General features: G+C 44.5%; 14 protein-coding genes. 7 read left to right on the top strand and 7 right to left on the bottom strand.

Annotation, left to right across the window (positions count from 1 at the left end):
• The 5 genes from pheS to Q1Q15_RS06255 all read right to left on the bottom strand — a co-directional run bounded on the left by pheS (position 1) and on the right by Q1Q15_RS06255 (position 2,928).
• Complete coding sequence (gene pheS / locus Q1Q15_RS06275; protein WP_300457740.1) at positions 1–1,008, bottom strand: phenylalanine--tRNA ligase subunit alpha; 1,008 nt, start codon at positions 1,006–1,008, stop codon at positions 1–3.
• Positions 1,009–1,031: 23 nt separating this feature from the next.
• Complete coding sequence (rplT, locus tag Q1Q15_RS06270) at positions 1,032–1,385, bottom strand: 50S ribosomal protein L20 (protein WP_300457739.1); 354 nt, start codon at positions 1,383–1,385, stop codon at positions 1,032–1,034.
• Between the two features lie 69 nt (positions 1,386–1,454).
• Positions 1,455–1,652: a 50S ribosomal protein L35 gene (gene rpmI, locus Q1Q15_RS06265; protein WP_300457738.1), complete on the bottom strand. Its 198-nt coding sequence runs from the start codon at positions 1,650–1,652 to the stop codon at positions 1,455–1,457.
• Between the two features lie 125 nt (positions 1,653–1,777).
• Entirely contained in the window at positions 1,778–2,299 is a 522-nt protein-coding gene (gene infC / locus Q1Q15_RS06260; RefSeq protein WP_300457789.1) for a translation initiation factor IF-3, read from the bottom strand.
• A gap of 98 nt (positions 2,300–2,397) precedes the next feature.
• Positions 2,398–2,928, bottom strand: a complete 531-nt coding sequence (locus Q1Q15_RS06255; protein WP_300457736.1) for a nucleoside deaminase — start codon at positions 2,926–2,928, stop codon at positions 2,398–2,400.
• Positions 2,929–3,065: 137 nt separating this feature from the next.
• On the opposite strand from Q1Q15_RS06255, the gene Q1Q15_RS06250 reads away from it, so the two are divergent.
• The 3 genes from Q1Q15_RS06250 to yvcK all read left to right on the top strand — a co-directional run bounded on the left by Q1Q15_RS06250 (position 3,066) and on the right by yvcK (position 5,822).
• The gene (locus tag Q1Q15_RS06250; protein WP_300457735.1) at positions 3,066–4,172 is read left to right on the top strand and encodes a deoxyguanosinetriphosphate triphosphohydrolase; all 1,107 of its coding nucleotides are present in this window, start codon (positions 3,066–3,068) and stop codon (positions 4,170–4,172) included.
• Positions 4,173–4,182: 10 nt separating this feature from the next.
• Positions 4,183–4,737: a hypothetical protein gene (locus tag Q1Q15_RS06245; protein WP_300457733.1), complete on the top strand. Its 555-nt coding sequence runs from the start codon at positions 4,183–4,185 to the stop codon at positions 4,735–4,737.
• Between the two features lie 104 nt (positions 4,738–4,841).
• Positions 4,842–5,822, top strand: coding sequence for a uridine diphosphate-N-acetylglucosamine-binding protein YvcK (gene yvcK, locus Q1Q15_RS06240; protein ID WP_300457731.1), 981 nt, complete (start codon positions 4,842–4,844; stop codon positions 5,820–5,822).
• A gap of 94 nt (positions 5,823–5,916) precedes the next feature.
• Here the strand turns inward: yvcK and Q1Q15_RS06235 are convergent, their stop codons facing one another.
• Both Q1Q15_RS06235 and Q1Q15_RS06230 read right to left on the bottom strand, forming a co-directional pair.
• Positions 5,917–6,735 (bottom strand): SDR family oxidoreductase, encoded by an 819-nt coding sequence (locus Q1Q15_RS06235; protein ID WP_300457729.1) that lies wholly within the window; start codon positions 6,733–6,735, stop codon positions 5,917–5,919.
• Between the two features lie 15 nt (positions 6,736–6,750).
• On the bottom strand, positions 6,751–7,485 hold the full coding sequence (locus Q1Q15_RS06230; RefSeq protein WP_300457728.1) for a YkgJ family cysteine cluster protein: 735 nt from the start codon (positions 7,483–7,485) through the stop codon (positions 6,751–6,753).
• A gap of 404 nt (positions 7,486–7,889) precedes the next feature.
• Here Q1Q15_RS06230 and aprB point away from each other — a divergent pair, with 404 nt between their 5' ends.
• The 4 genes from aprB to Q1Q15_RS06210 all read left to right on the top strand — a co-directional run bounded on the left by aprB (position 7,890) and on the right by Q1Q15_RS06210 (position 14,233).
• Complete coding sequence (gene aprB / locus Q1Q15_RS06225) at positions 7,890–8,327, top strand: adenylyl-sulfate reductase subunit beta (RefSeq protein ID WP_300457726.1); 438 nt, start codon at positions 7,890–7,892, stop codon at positions 8,325–8,327.
• Positions 8,328–8,385: 58 nt separating this feature from the next.
• Positions 8,386–10,344 (top strand): adenylyl-sulfate reductase subunit alpha, encoded by a 1,959-nt coding sequence (gene aprA, locus Q1Q15_RS06220; RefSeq protein WP_300457724.1) that lies wholly within the window; start codon positions 8,386–8,388, stop codon positions 10,342–10,344.
• 268 nt (positions 10,345–10,612) lie between these two features.
• The gene (locus Q1Q15_RS06215; protein WP_300457722.1) at positions 10,613–11,887 is read left to right on the top strand and encodes a CoB--CoM heterodisulfide reductase iron-sulfur subunit A family protein; all 1,275 of its coding nucleotides are present in this window, start codon (positions 10,613–10,615) and stop codon (positions 11,885–11,887) included.
• Positions 11,888–11,896: 9 nt separating this feature from the next.
• Positions 11,897–14,233 (top strand): FAD-dependent oxidoreductase, encoded by a 2,337-nt coding sequence (locus tag Q1Q15_RS06210; protein ID WP_300457721.1) that lies wholly within the window; start codon positions 11,897–11,899, stop codon positions 14,231–14,233.
• The last annotated feature ends 35 nt before the right edge of the window (positions 14,234–14,268 follow it).

The raw sequence follows: 14,268 nt of genomic DNA, 5'->3' as shown, positions 1-14,268 counted from the left end.
TTAAAATTGCCCTAAAAAACGAATGTCGTTTTCATAAAATTTTCTGATATCATCAATACCGTATTTAAGCATGGCCATACGCTCAATCCCAACGCCAAATGCAAACCCCGTATACTTGTCGGTATCATAGCCAACATTTTCAAAGACCGCCGGATGAACCATTCCAGAACCCAATACTTCCAGCCACCCGGTTTTTGAACAGATTCGACAGCCTTGGCCCTTGCACATAACACAACGAATATCCACCTCAGCACTGGGTTCAGTAAACGGAAAAAAACTGGGCCGAAATCTTAAAGATGTTTCCTTATCAAAGAATTGATGGACAAAGGTGGTCAATATGCCTTTTAAATCACCAAAGGAGATATTTTCATCCACCATCAGGCCTTCAATCTGATAAAACATGGGGGTATGGGTGAGGTCTGAATCACATCGGAACACCTTTCCCGGTGAAATAATTCTCACCGGCGGATTCGTACTTTCCATTACCCGGGGCTGGGAGGGAGACGTATGCGTTCTCAATACGATGTTTTCCGACACATAAAAGGTATCCTGCATATCCCTGGCAGGATGATATTTGGGAATATTCAAGGCTTCAAAATTATAATAATCCGTTTCAACTTCCGGGCTTTCTGCTATATCAAACCCAAGTCTTAAAAAAATATCACTAATCTCTTTGGCCACCTGGGTTATCGGATGAAGTGCCCCTTGTTGGACCGGGCGCCCCGGAAGCGTCACATCAATACCGGCAGGCCCTTTGTCATCCAGCGCCTCAAGTCTTAAAAAGGCTGCCTTAAATGCGGTGTCAAGCTTTCCCTTAAGAATATTCGCATTCTGACCGGCACTTGGGCGCTCCGACTCAGGAAGAGAAGAAATGTTTCTTAAAAATTTAGTCAGCACTCCCTTCCTGCCAAGATATTTAATGGAAAGCTGTTCCAGTTGGTCTGAATCGTCTGCCTGTGCTATGCTTTCAATGGCTTCTTTCTCAATATCGATAATATTGTTTTGCAAAATACCCCCACAACCCGTTTAATCTAATTAAACTGAGCACTGGCATGTGATGCCAACTGAGAAAAACCTGCAGGATCACAAATTGCCAGATCCGCCAATACCTTACGATCCAATTCACAGCCTGCCAGATTAAGGCCGTTTATAAATTTGCTGTATGACAGGTTATTCATCCTTGCTGCGGCATTAATTCTAACGATCCAAAGCTTTCGAAACTCTCTCTTACGAACCCGTCTATCCCGGTAAGCATACATCAATGCTTTATCAACAGCATCTGCTGCAGTGCGGTATAGTTTACTTCTTCCGCCCCTAAACCCTTTTGCCAGTTTAAGCACTTTATTTCTGCGTCTTCGGGCCTTAAATCCTCTTTTGACTCTCATTTTGTCAAACTCCTAAATTCTTAAGTATTCTCTTGGATCATTTTTTGTTAATTTTGATCCAGACGGTATTTATCCGTTGGGTAACAAACGCCTGACTTCCTGCATATTATCTTTATCGACCATCTGATCCAACCTTAACGATCTTTTTCTTTTCGTACTTTTCTTGGTTAAGATATGGCTGGCATGGGATTTCCGGAATTTATACTTCCCTGATCCTGTTTTTTTAAACCGCTTTGCAGCCGCTCTACATGTTTTAATCTTAGGCATTTTATCCTCTCCTGTATTTCATTTATAAAAAGATATGGTGGTACAAAGCCGAAACGCACAATGTACCACCATACATTTATTATGTATCTTCAGACAGTTTTGCTGTTTTAAAAAAGCAATTTAGATTATTTGGGTCCCAAAAGCATGGTGAGGACACGGCCCTCAAACTTTGGATGCTGCTCGACTTGCGCAAACGGTTCAGTCAGGGCAATAATTTTATTCAGTACGTCGTTGGCCTGTTCTTTGAGCATGAATTCTCTCCCCCTGAAAACCAGCGTAATCTTGACCTTATCATTTTTACTGATAAACTTCTCAACATGCTTTACTTTGGTTTCAAGGTCATGGTCATTTGTTTTTGGCCGTACCTTTATTTCCTTAATCTGAGTACTTTTCTGTTTCCGTCGGGTCTCCTGCTTTTTCTTGGTCTGCTCGTACTTAAATTTCCCATAATCCATGATTTTGCAGACAGGTGGTTTTGCATCCGGAGAGACCTCAACCAAATCAAGAGATTCATTCCCTGCAACCTTTAAGGCCTCTTCAATGGATATGATTCCAATCTGTTCCCCATCAGAGCCAATGACACGAACCTGACTGGCCCGGATTCCCTTATTCACATTTGTCTGATCCTGTCTTCCTTGCTTAGATATCCTACACCTCCTGCAACTATCCGATTCTTATTTATCTTTTGACAGAACAAGTATAACCCTTCTATTATATGAGCTTGCCTATAAAAATGCAAGCATTTTTATTTTGTCACGCGTTCTCGTTGATGATTAGTAAGGGTATAGGCTTCCAAATAACTGTTCTTCCAATAACGATTGCTCTCTTTATTAAAAAAATTATAAAAAAGGTCAAGACTTTTTTCGCGTAATACACCAGAGACAATTTCAATACCGCATTGTTCATACAGCGGCGGCAGATTTTTTAAATCACACCGGGTCCCGCCCCCCATGGGATCTTCATACGCATAGACGATCTTTTTTATACCGGACAGGATAATGGCGCCAAAGCACATCAAACAAGGCTCCATGGTACAAAAAAGGATGCATCGTTTAGGATCAACCGGCAGATCAATGGTTTCGAGATGTTTTAAAGCATTTATTTCAGCATGATCTATTTCACTGGAAACCCCCCTTTCCCTGTTCGTTCCCTGCCTTGCGCCGACGGCCATCACGCGTCCCTCCTGGACAATCACACACCCCACGGGAAAATCCCCTCTTGCAAATGCTATCCGGGCCTGTTCCAATGCCAGCCCCATGCCGTGTTCATATTCCAATTTAAAACCTCTCTTGTCCGTAAATTTGGCCTTTACAAAATGGGCACCGTATGCTCAAGTATACTTGCGTAAAAACTTATTTTTTTTAATTAATTATGGTATTGTATTGAATTTTAATAAATATTCAATAAAAATTTATGAAAGCAAAAAAAAATCGATATGCCAATGAAAACCCATTGGATGAAACATTGTCCATACGGGAGCGGTTCCAGATCAGAGAGAAAAACTTTCTTTCCGAATACGGAACGTTAAGTATTGATGCCCGAAGGCGGGCCCAGGAAACCATCACCTGTAATATTCGAACACCCTTCCAGCTCGACAGGGATAGAATTGTCTACTCCAACGCTTTCAGACGATTGAAACACAAAACCCAGGTATTCCTTTCCCCTTTGGGTGATCATTATCGGACCCGGTTGACCCACACGCTTGAAGTTGCCGAAATTTCAAGGAATATTGCCCGGGCCATGCGCCTTAATGAGGACCTGGCCGAAGCGATTGCACTGGGCCATGATCTGGGTCACACACCATTTGGTCATGGCGGCGAAGCTGCATTAATCGAGGTTTATTCCCCTCATTTTTCCCATGCTGATCAAAGCTTAAGGGTGGTGGATTCCCTGGAGAACAAGGGGGAAGGCCTTAATCTGACCTGGGCGGTCAGAGACGGCATTCTCAAACATTCCAAAGGCTTTGGCAATATCATTCCCACGACCCCCGGAGAAACTGCCATTACCATCGAAGGCAGAATTGTCCGGATTGCTGATATCATCGCCTATTTAAACCATGACCTTGATGATGCATTAAGGGGCAAAGTCGTCTCTTTGCGAGACGTTCCTGATATCTGTGTTAAAAAGCTGGGAAAAACACACTCCCAGAGAGCCAGCATCATGATCGAACAATTGGTTTATAACAGTGGACCCAAAAATGGCAAATTAATCCTGAATATGGGTGAAGATACCTTTCATGCCATGATCATCCTGCGCAAATTTTTATATGAGAAAGTCTATCGATCGCCTGCGGTTCATAACGAATTTTCAAAGGCAAAAAAAGTGATCATTGATCTATATAATTATTTTTTAAACGATTCCAATGCCCTTCAACGGGAGTTGGAAAAAATGGAAATGGCCCCATGGGATGCTGAAAAAAATCTCCTTAAACGATCCGTATGTGATATGATTGCCAGCATGACAGATCGATATGCCATGAATCTATATACCAGTATTTTTCTCCCCAAACCCTTAGTCTGATTCTGAAACCATGATAGATACCCCTTTTGAATCCCTGGTAACCCTATACCGTACAATGGACACAGCCTGGAACGAAATTGCTGCAGCATATCATTTCAACTGCACTGGCTGTGCAGACAATTGCTGCAAATCGTTGTTTTTCCACCATACGTATATAGAGCGTGCCTATTTGTGCCATGGTATGAATACGCTTGCCCACGACAGACAAAAAATTATTTTAGACCGAGCAAAAAATTATTGCCAAGAGACCTTTCATCAAACCGCTGAAACAAAAAGTCTAAAAATTTACTGTCCGGCAAATGAAAACCACCGCTGCCTTTTATACGCCTACAGACCCATGATATGCAGACTCCACGGACTTCCCCATGAACTGAGCAGGCCGGGGCTAAAACCGATCATCAGCAAGGGATGTGCAGCAGGGTTGTTTGATAGTAAACCCTATATCAGGTTTGACAGGACCCCTTTTTATCGGCAAATGGCCCAGATAGAGATGGCGTATCGGCAAGCGGGTAACAAAACCGGGAAGATAAAAGAAACTATCGCTCAAATGCTGCTTTCACAATAGTATTGTTCCAATGGTTAGGGTGCCGTGTATACACGTTTCACAATTGAAGGGACCAAGGCTTACACCACGGCTGAGTTTGTGTGAGTTTAAAAAAAAGGAGGCCCATGAAAACACCGGAAAAACGGATCGCCACTATTGGTGGCGGAAGTGGTCAATTTGTTTTATTATCCGGATTAAGGGAGATAGAGGACATCCACATCACAGCGATTGTCTCCATGGTAGATTCAGGCGGAAGCACCGGCAGATTAAGAGATGAACTGGGAATTTTGCCGCCAGGGGATATTTTAAAATGTATCCTTGCATTGTCTCCCTATCAGGATTCCTGTCGCTCCATCCTGTTAAAACGGTTTAAAAAAGATCGCCGCCTGGCAGGCCACAGTGCCGGCAACATGCTCTTGACAATGCTTTCAAGATATACAGGTAATTTCCCTGCCGGGGTTGTCGCGCTTTCGGAAATCCTTGATGTGGACGGCACCATCCTTCCTGTTACCCTGGACCGGGCAACCCTTGTTGCCGAACTGACCGACGGAAAGAGAATCTATGGCGAAGAAGCCATTGATCTGCCCAGAGGAACCCAGCGGGAGCGGATCAAAGAGGTCTTCCTGGTCCCCCATCATCATGCCTCAATTTCTGTATATCCACCTGTTTTGGATGCCATCAAACAGGCAGACTATATTTTTATCGGACCGGGCGATCTGTTTACCAGCATTATCCCCAACCTTATTGTGCCCGGCGTAAAGGAGGCCCTGCAAAACACATCTGCAAAAATTTATTTTATCATTAATATCATGACTAAATTTGGAGAAACCCACAATTTTACAGGAAAGGATTTTGTCATCAAACTGGAAGAACGACTGGGCAGAAAGGTTGATGGTATCATCGGCAACACGACCTCTCCTTTGCAAAAAATACTGGATACCTATTCCGAACAAAAGTCGGATTTTGTTACCTTATATAAAACAGACCCGTTCTGGGATCACCGAGACTTGAACCTGATGGATGTTCTGGATACCCCTGCGATGATTGTCAGACATGACCCGGTAAAGCTCAGCCATATCATTCAAAACATCATCCACCGTTCATAAATGGCCAGCAGCATCCTATAGTGATGAAAAGCACCATAAAAAAAGCCTGACCCCGTCGATTAAAGCGCTAACGTCCGAAAGTTGCGTTATAACACTAAACAATTCCTTTGGGCATGGGGGGAATGGCTTCTCCGGCCAGCACATATCCACCGTCTATCCGTAAAACGCTTCCGGTCATGTAAGGGGCGTCCTTTATTATAAACAAACAGGCTTTGGTCACATCCTCTAGTGTTCCTGTTCGACCCAGTAAGGTGTGATCGACCAGCGACTGCTTTTCCTCATTGGTGAGAACGTCTCTCCAACCCCGGGTGTCCCGGGCATGACGGGTATCAACCATCCCCAGCATCAGTTCATTGACCCGAATAGTGGGCGCCCCCATCCGGGCCCAGGTTTCCGTCAGACTTGAAATACCCCGATTGGCAGCAGCATACCCGTCATTAAAAACCAATGCGGCCGGGCCGGATCGTCCAACGATCCCTGCGATGGACGATATGTTGATGACCACTGCCGCTTTTGCTTTTTTTAACAAAGGGAAAACCGACGAAAACACCCATTGCTTTGCCTTGAGTGTGGTTTCCATTTCAAGGTCCCATTGCGCTTCGACGTATTCACCGTGAACTGTTGGCCAGCCGCCTCTCTCAATATTGTTGATCAGGATATCCAGACGACCATATTTTTCCTCGATAGCGGCCGCCAGTTGTTCAATGTCTTTAATATGGCGTAAATCAGCTGTGATAATGGTGTGATCGCAGTCAGGGTCTGAAAAATCTTTTTCCATACTTTCAAACGCATCTTCCCAGTCGTGACGGGTTAACACGAGTGTTGCACCCTGCTGTGCCAATGCCATACCAATCCCTTTTCCAATTCCCTTGACCGCCCCCAGCACAAGGGCCACTTTCCCTTTAATCTGCATTAATCTTCAGCCTCCCTATGTTATCTCGATGCCGAACAGCCGGTTTTTTATCCACTTGATGCCCAGATCCAGCAGCGCCTCATCATCCTTTCGTATGGTTTCTAAAATGGCATCAGGGAGATTAAAATCCTTTAGAAGGGCGTTTTCAAAAATCTGTTCTCGAAACGCATCCAGGTCGTATAGGGCCAGATAAAAGTTATCCGCCGACATACCCTCCAGTTTGCCAGGCATGATTCGATTTTTCAAGCTGATCACCTCCATGAGTTTGTCATTCGCCTGATTGTGTTTGTCCACATTCTGCCCTTTCAGCCATTCCTCAACCGTTTGACCGTTCTGCCGGCCAAATCCCTTGCAATGGGGTTCTTCAATCAGGGCAAAGTATTGGGTGATTTCTCCGGTTTTCCTTGAACGTGAAATGGCCCGGGCCAGGGGATACATCCGACAGGATGCCGGTCTGTCCTTATAAACAGAGCATCCTTGGGGCGTGACAAGAGGGCACGCATATCCCATACCTGGATTGGGTTTAAATTCAATGACCGGTAAACCGGATTTCGGCCCATAGTGAAGCGCGGTATACGTCCTTAAAAAATCCTGGGAAGACATCCCCAGGCATTGTTTTAACCGTAAAACATCATAGGGTGTCAGTGCCTGATTCAAATCACGGCAGCACTCATTAAAACATTCATTTTCACTATTACAATCAAATTTCATTAAGTCCTGTAGGTTTAACGGTATCATCTCTTCTGCCATTTTTATTTCCTTTTGTCTGCTTAAACGCGCGTTTTGGGTCTGTTTAATCTATCAGCATTTTTTTTAGATTTCCAGTTTCTTTTTTTTCAAAAAAAAAGACTACATAGTGTAACCTATCCCAGTAAAAACCAATATATATTGTTGTTGTTCCCGCTGATGAAAATTATTCAAAATTAAGGCAAATCTTTTTTGAAAAATTCTTGACAAAAAGAGTGAGAGAGTGCTATTCCGAGTACATTTATGCAAAGCTTGGATTAATAGGGGGTATTCTTTATTGGTCCCTAAGCTGGCTTAAAAGTTTACCAGGCCGAACAAAAAAAATCCGGCCTGTTTTGGTGGAATATAATTTTGTAGCACAACGATATTGTGCGTTTTGATTAACTTAAACTATGGAGGTATTTTAAATGCCATCTTTTGTAATTGCAGAAAAATGTGACGGCTGCAAAGGTGGGGACAAAACAGCATGCATGTACATCTGTCCCAATGACCTGATGGTTCTTGAACCGAATGAAATGAAAGCATACAACCAGGAACCCGATCAGTGCTGGGAATGCTTTTCATGTGTTAAAATCTGTCCTTCCCAGGCAATTGAAGTTAGAGGATACTCTGACTTTGTACCCATGGGAGGCTCAACAGTTCCCATGATGGGTACTGAGGACATTATGTGGACTTGTAAGTTCAGAAACGGCGTTGTAAAACGCTTCAAGTTCCCCATCAGAACTACTCCTGAAGGTGAAGCAAATGCATATGCGGATCTTAAAGGTAAAGACCTTGACAGTGGCCTTCTTTCTACCCAGGAAGCTGACGGTTATGTCCTCGTAGCTCCAACAGAGCTTGCATAATCCCTTTACTGTCAACCAAGTAATTTTGATACTTTATACATAATTTTGGAGGTATATAATGGCATTACCTAACAAACCTATTGGAGAACTTAAAGCTGTAAGAGACCCAGAGGTTGATAAAAGAGACGTTGATGTTCTGATCGTAGGTGGCGGTATGGCTGCCTGTGGAACTGCATTTGAAATTAAAAAATGGGCCAGCGACGACACAAAAATTCTTCTTTGTGACAAAGCAGCCCTTGAAAGATCAGGCGCCGTAGCCCAGGGTCTTTCAGCTATTAATACATATATTGGCGAGAACAAACCTGAAGACTATGTCCGCATGGTCAGAAATGACCTGATGGGTATTGTTCGTGAAGACTTGATCTTCGACCTGGGACGTCATGTAGATGATTCCGTACATCTTTTCGAAGAATGGGGACTTCCTGTCTGGAAAAAAACAGATGATGGAAAAAACCTTGATGGAAAAAAAGGCCTCAAGGCCGGTTCCCTCAAAAGCGGTGCCACACCAGTTCGTACGGGTAAATGGCAGATCATGATCAATGGTGAATCCTACAAGAGAATCGTTGCTGAAGCCGGTAAAAAAGCACTTGGCGAAGACAACATCATTGAAAGATGCTTTATTGTTGAACTCCTTAACGACAAAGACGATCCGACAAAAGTTGCCGGCGCAGTGGGTTTTTCCGTACGTGAAAACAAAGTGTATATCATCACTGCTAAAGTAATGATGGTTGCCTGTGGCGGCGCGGTTAATGTTTACCAGCCCCGTTCTGTTGGTGAGGGTAAAGGTCGTGCCTGGTATCCTGTATGGAATGCCGGTTCCACTTATACAATGGCTGTTAGAGCAGGTGCTGAACTTTCCATGATGGAAAACCGTTTCACCCCGGCTCGTTTTAAAGATGGTTACGGCCCTGTTGGTGCATGGTTCCTTCTGTTTAAAGCCCAGACGGTTAATGGTCTTGGTGAGAACTATGCCGCTTCTGACGAAGCAAAAGCAGAACTTGAAAAATATGCGCCTTATGGAACTGCTGCTGTTACACCGACCTGCCTGAGAAACCATTTGATGATGAAAGAATACAAAGAAGGCCGTGGTCCCATCATCATGAAAACCTCTGATGCCCTTGCCAAACTCGGTGAGACAATGAGCAAAAAAGAGCTCAAACATCTTGAGTCAGAAGCCTGGGAAGATTTCCTTGACATGTCCGTTGGTCAGGCTGGTCTCTGGTGTGCTACCAATACTGAGCCTGAGAAAAAAGACTCTGAAGTCATGCCTACTGAACCGTATCTGCTGGGATCTCATTCAGGTTGCTGCGGCATCTGGTGCTCCGGTCCTGAAGAAGACTGGGTTCCTGCTGATTACAAATGGGGCTACAACAGAATGACAACTGTCAAAGGTCTGTTTACGGCTGGTGACGGTGTGGGTTGTTCCGGTCATAAATTCTCATCCGGTTCCCATGCTGAAGGCCGTATTTGTGCAAAAGAAATGATCAAATACCTCCGAGACAATCCTGGAGCCGTAAGTTTCAAAGAAACGGATCAGGAACTGGTTGACATGGTTTATAAACCTGTCAGAACATATCTTGACAATTCTACCTATACAACAGACGAAACCGTTAACCCGAACTATTGCAAACCTTCTGGTATGGCAATGCGTCTGATGAAAATGACCAATGAGTATGGTGGTGGAACAGCTACTTACTACATGACAGGTGGAAAATCTCTTGAAATCCTCATGGAAAACTTTGAAATGTTCCGTGAAGATCTTGAGAATATTGCTGCCGGCGATCTGCATGAACTGATGAGAGCATGGGAAATTAACCATCGTCTCTACACAGTTGAGGCACATACCCGTCACATCCAGTTCCGTGAAGAATCACGATACCCTGGTTTCTATTACAGAGGTGACTTCATGGGACAGAATGATGAAGAATGGTTCTGTTTTACCAACTCAACATACAACAAAGAAACAAATGAGTGGAGTTTGAAAAAAGTACCGTATATTAAGATTATTTCCGACTAGTGCTGAAGCAAGATCTTAAAGTACGTTATTAGAATATAACCTCCAGGTGCTGGTTTACAAGTGCCTGGAGGTTTTTTCAAATTTTGACGGTTTTGAGGTTTTCTTCCTGTCTCCTCTTTTGTAGATGAAAAAACCATTTTTTTCACCTACAAAATAGGAGAGAGGATGCCAAAAAAACGTATTAATCTTAAGGGAAATCCCCTTTAGATTTGGCATAAAAAGAAGCGTTAACCCCAAATAATATAACCCAAATGCACGGAGAGACAGCATGACAACAGATAATTCAGCCCCGGTTAGCGGAAGCATTATGGTGGTTGGTGGTGGAATCAGCGGCCTTACAACTGCCCTAGAAGCTGCCGAAGTGGGATATGAGGTCTTCCTTGTGGAAAAGGAAGCATCTCTTGGTGGAAGAGTATCCCAGCTAAAACACTATTTCCCCAAACTTTGCCCGCCGACTTGCGGGCTCGAAATTAATTACAGAAGGCTCAAGGACAACAAAAATATTAAAGTCTTCACCCTGTCAGAAGTACAGAATGTATCCGGATCTGCCGGTGACTACACGGTCACTGTAAAAACATCGCCTCGCTATGTAAACGAGAATTGTACTGCCTGCGGCGACTGTGCAGCTGTTTGTGATACTGAAATTTCAAATGATTTTAATTTTGGCATGGACCGAAGAAAAGCCGCTTATCTCCCGCACAACATGGCCTTCCCCATGCGATATGTCATGGACCCGGCCATGAGCACAGATGACCGTGACCGAGTAAAAGCGGCCTGTAAATACGATGCCGTTGATTTTGACATGGAAGAAAAAACCTTTGACCTGAAAGTGGGCGCCGTTGTCTGGAACACCGGATGGACTCCCTATGATGCAACGAAAATTGACAATCTCGGATTTGGCCGATACCAGAACATCGTCACCAATATGATGCTGGAAAGAATGGCTTCCCTGAATGGTCCGACGGAAGGTAAGATTATCCGCCCGTCTGATGACAAAGCACCTGAAACTATTGCCTTTGCACAATGTGCCGGCTCAAGAGATGAAAACCATCTGCCCTACTGCTCTTATATCTGCTGCATGGCATCATTAAAACATGCAACCTATCTTCGGGCACAATATCCGGATGCGAAAATCTACATCTACTATATCGACTTGAGAACCCCTGGCAGAAAATATGAACGCTTCTATGCAACGCTAAAAGAGGATGAAAATATCTTTTTTATTAAAGGGAAGGTGGCTGAAGTCGGCGAAGAAGCAGAGACAGGAAATATCAACCTGGTTGCCGAAGACACCATCACCGGTGAAAAAATCCGTCAAACAGTGGATATGCTCGTACTGGCCACCGGTATGCAACCCAATGCAGCCATTGACAAACCCAATGCGGATCTGACCTACACCCCTGACGGTTTTATTATAAATGACTTCAAAAATGGTGGGATGTTTGCAGCGGGTTGCGCTAACAAGCCGGCTGACGTTGTTACATCTAACCAGAATGCCACAGGCATGGCCCTTAAAGCCATTCAGACCCTTGTAAGGAGGTAGAGGAAAATCATGGATAAAAAATACGGCGTATATATCTGCACAGGCTGTGGAATCGGTGATACCCTCGACATGGAAGCTCTGGTTGATGTTCCCGAAGAAGAGGGTATTAATTGTACCACCCATCCGTTTCTTTGCAGCAAGGAAGGTGTGGCATTAATTCAAAAAGATGTGGATGACGGCAAAGCCAATGCACTTGTCATTGGTGCCTGCTCCCGGCGGGTTAATTTTGATGCTTTCAAATTTGACGGCTGTATTGTCGAACGCGTAAATTTGAGAGAAGGCGTTGTCTGGCCCCATTCAAGAGAAACATATCCCATGCTCACCGAAGATCAGAAAGATGATGAAGAGCATTTCGATCCCATTCAGATGAAAGCTGAAGATTATATCAAAATGGGCATGATCAGAGTTGAAAAAGTAAAGCTGCCTGAACCGTTCCAGACAGAATCGTTTTCAAAAAAGATCCTGGTACTGGGAGGCGGGGTAACCGGTATGTCTGCAGCCCTTGATGCGGCTAAAGCCGGCTATGAAGTGACCATTGTTGAAAAGACAGACTCCCTGGGCGGGTATGCGGCTCAAATGCGAAGCCAGATGCCGGTGACAGAGCCGTTTGAAGAATTACAAACACCGATTGTCAGTGAGCTGATAGCAGAAGTGGAAAGCTTTTCCAATATTGATGTCAAAACGGCCACTGAAGTCGCCCGTATCGCTGGTCAGCCTGGAGAATTTACAGTTACATTCAAAAAACCCGGGGAAAAAACCCCCTTTGATGTTCCGTTCCCGCTTCCGGAAGAGATGCTGCTGGATGAGGCCGGTAAAGAACTGGATGCAGAAGCCCAGCATGAAAAATACCTTGAATATAATAAAGGCAAAGAAGACATCCTTCAACTCGACCCTGATGGAAGTCTTTATGGTGCGGTGGTTCTGGCTGCCGGCTGGCGGCCAGACGTCTTGAAAGGCGAAGCATATGCCCATCTTGGCATTGACCTTCCGGATGTTGTAACCAATGATGAATTTGAAAAAATGGCTGCCAAAGGTAAGATCATCAAACCTTCCGATGGCAAGGAAGCCAAAGAGGTTGTCTTTATACAGTCTCCAGGCAAAGATGAAGATGATGCAGACTTTGAATACTCCGGTTCTGTCACCAGTCAGGTCGCATTGAAACAAGCCAGATATGTCAGGGAAGATTATCCTGATGGTAAAGCCTATATTATTTATCAGCATATGAGAACGCCGGGGCTGCAGGAATATTTTTATAAAAATATGCAGCAGGAAGATGGTGTTTTCATGACCAAGGGCGCAGTGACAGAAGTTATCCAGAATGGCAGTAAGCTGGCGGTCACAGCCACGAATACACTACTAGGGGACAATCTGGCCATTAAAGCCGATATGGTTGTTGTTGCAAGCGGTATGGTGCCTGTAACCAAAGATGACCCTGTTGTTAACCTGGCGTACAGGCAAGGTCCGGGATTCAGAGACAATGATATTTTCGGTCAGTATGCAGACTCCAACTACATCTGCTTTCCGTATGAAACCCAGCGAACCGGCATTTATGCGGCCGGGGCCATCCGGCGCGCCATGACCATTGAAGAATCCATGGAAGATGCCACCGGCGCTGCCTTGAAAGCCATCCAATGTATTGAAAGTGCCAATCGGGGTATGGCAGTTCACCCTAGGTCCGGCGACATGACCTATCCGGAATTCTTTTTTCAGAGATGTACCCAATGTAAACGCTGTACGGTTGAATGTCCCTTTGGCGCCCTTGATGATGACGAAAAAGGGACCCCCAAGATCAATCCCACAAGATGTAGAAGATGTGGAACCTGCATGGGAGCCTGTCCGGAAAGGATCATCTCTTTTGCTGACTATACCATTGATTCCATCGGTTCCCAGGTCAAAGCAGTGGGTGTTCCATCAGAAGATGATTATGATGAACCCCCCTTTCGATTCCTGGCCCTTATCTGCGAAAATGATGCTTTCCCAGCCCTTGATATGGTGGGGATGAACAGAATGGATTACTCTCCCAATGTTCGATTTATCCCGGTCAGATGTCTGGGTTCCGTGAACACTATCTGGATAAAAGATGCACTGGCACAGGGCATGGACGGCGTTATCCTCATTGGCTGTAAACATGGAGATGACTACCAGTGTCATTTTATGAAAGGATCTGAACTTGCAGAGGTCCGTGTACAGAAAATCGGTGATGCACTGACAAGCCTTTCACTTGAACAAGAACGGGTTGCCTTCTTTGAAGTTGCCATTGATGAATATGACAAACTTCCTGGAATCATAAATACCTTTGTTGAAGAAGTCGAAGACCTGGGTCCAAATCCATTCAAGGGATTCTAATCAAAACTATTTAAAATAGATAGTTTAGGAGGTAT

Origin of the sequence: Desulfobacula sp. (genome assembly GCF_030145145.1) — a bacterium.
GTDB lineage: Bacteria > Desulfobacterota > Desulfobacteria > Desulfobacterales > Desulfobacteraceae > Desulfobacula.
This window is presented reverse-complemented; position numbering and strand designations above follow the sequence as displayed.

Coding starts and splice junctions, on each gene's coding strand:
- rplT (WP_300457739.1), bottom strand. CDS start 1,385: ATGAGAGTCAAAAGAGGATTTAAGGCCCGAAGACGCAGAAATAAAGTG.
- rpmI (WP_300457738.1), bottom strand. CDS start 1,652: ATGCCTAAGATTAAAACATGTAGAGCGGCTGCAAAGCGGTTTAAAAAA.
- Q1Q15_RS06250 (WP_300457735.1), top strand. CDS start 3,066: ATGAAAGCAAAAAAAAATCGATATGCCAATGAAAACCCATTGGATGAA.
- Q1Q15_RS06245 (WP_300457733.1), top strand. CDS start 4,183: ATGATAGATACCCCTTTTGAATCCCTGGTAACCCTATACCGTACAATG.
- yvcK (WP_300457731.1), top strand. CDS start 4,842: ATGAAAACACCGGAAAAACGGATCGCCACTATTGGTGGCGGAAGTGGT.
- Q1Q15_RS06235 (WP_300457729.1), bottom strand. CDS start 6,735: ATGCAGATTAAAGGGAAAGTGGCCCTTGTGCTGGGGGCGGTCAAGGGA.
- Q1Q15_RS06230 (WP_300457728.1), bottom strand. CDS start 7,485: ATGGCAGAAGAGATGATACCGTTAAACCTACAGGACTTAATGAAATTT.
- aprB (WP_300457726.1), top strand. CDS start 7,890: ATGCCATCTTTTGTAATTGCAGAAAAATGTGACGGCTGCAAAGGTGGG.
- aprA (WP_300457724.1), top strand. CDS start 8,386: ATGGCATTACCTAACAAACCTATTGGAGAACTTAAAGCTGTAAGAGAC.
- Q1Q15_RS06215 (WP_300457722.1), top strand. CDS start 10,613: ATGACAACAGATAATTCAGCCCCGGTTAGCGGAAGCATTATGGTGGTT.
- Q1Q15_RS06210 (WP_300457721.1), top strand. CDS start 11,897: ATGGATAAAAAATACGGCGTATATATCTGCACAGGCTGTGGAATCGGT.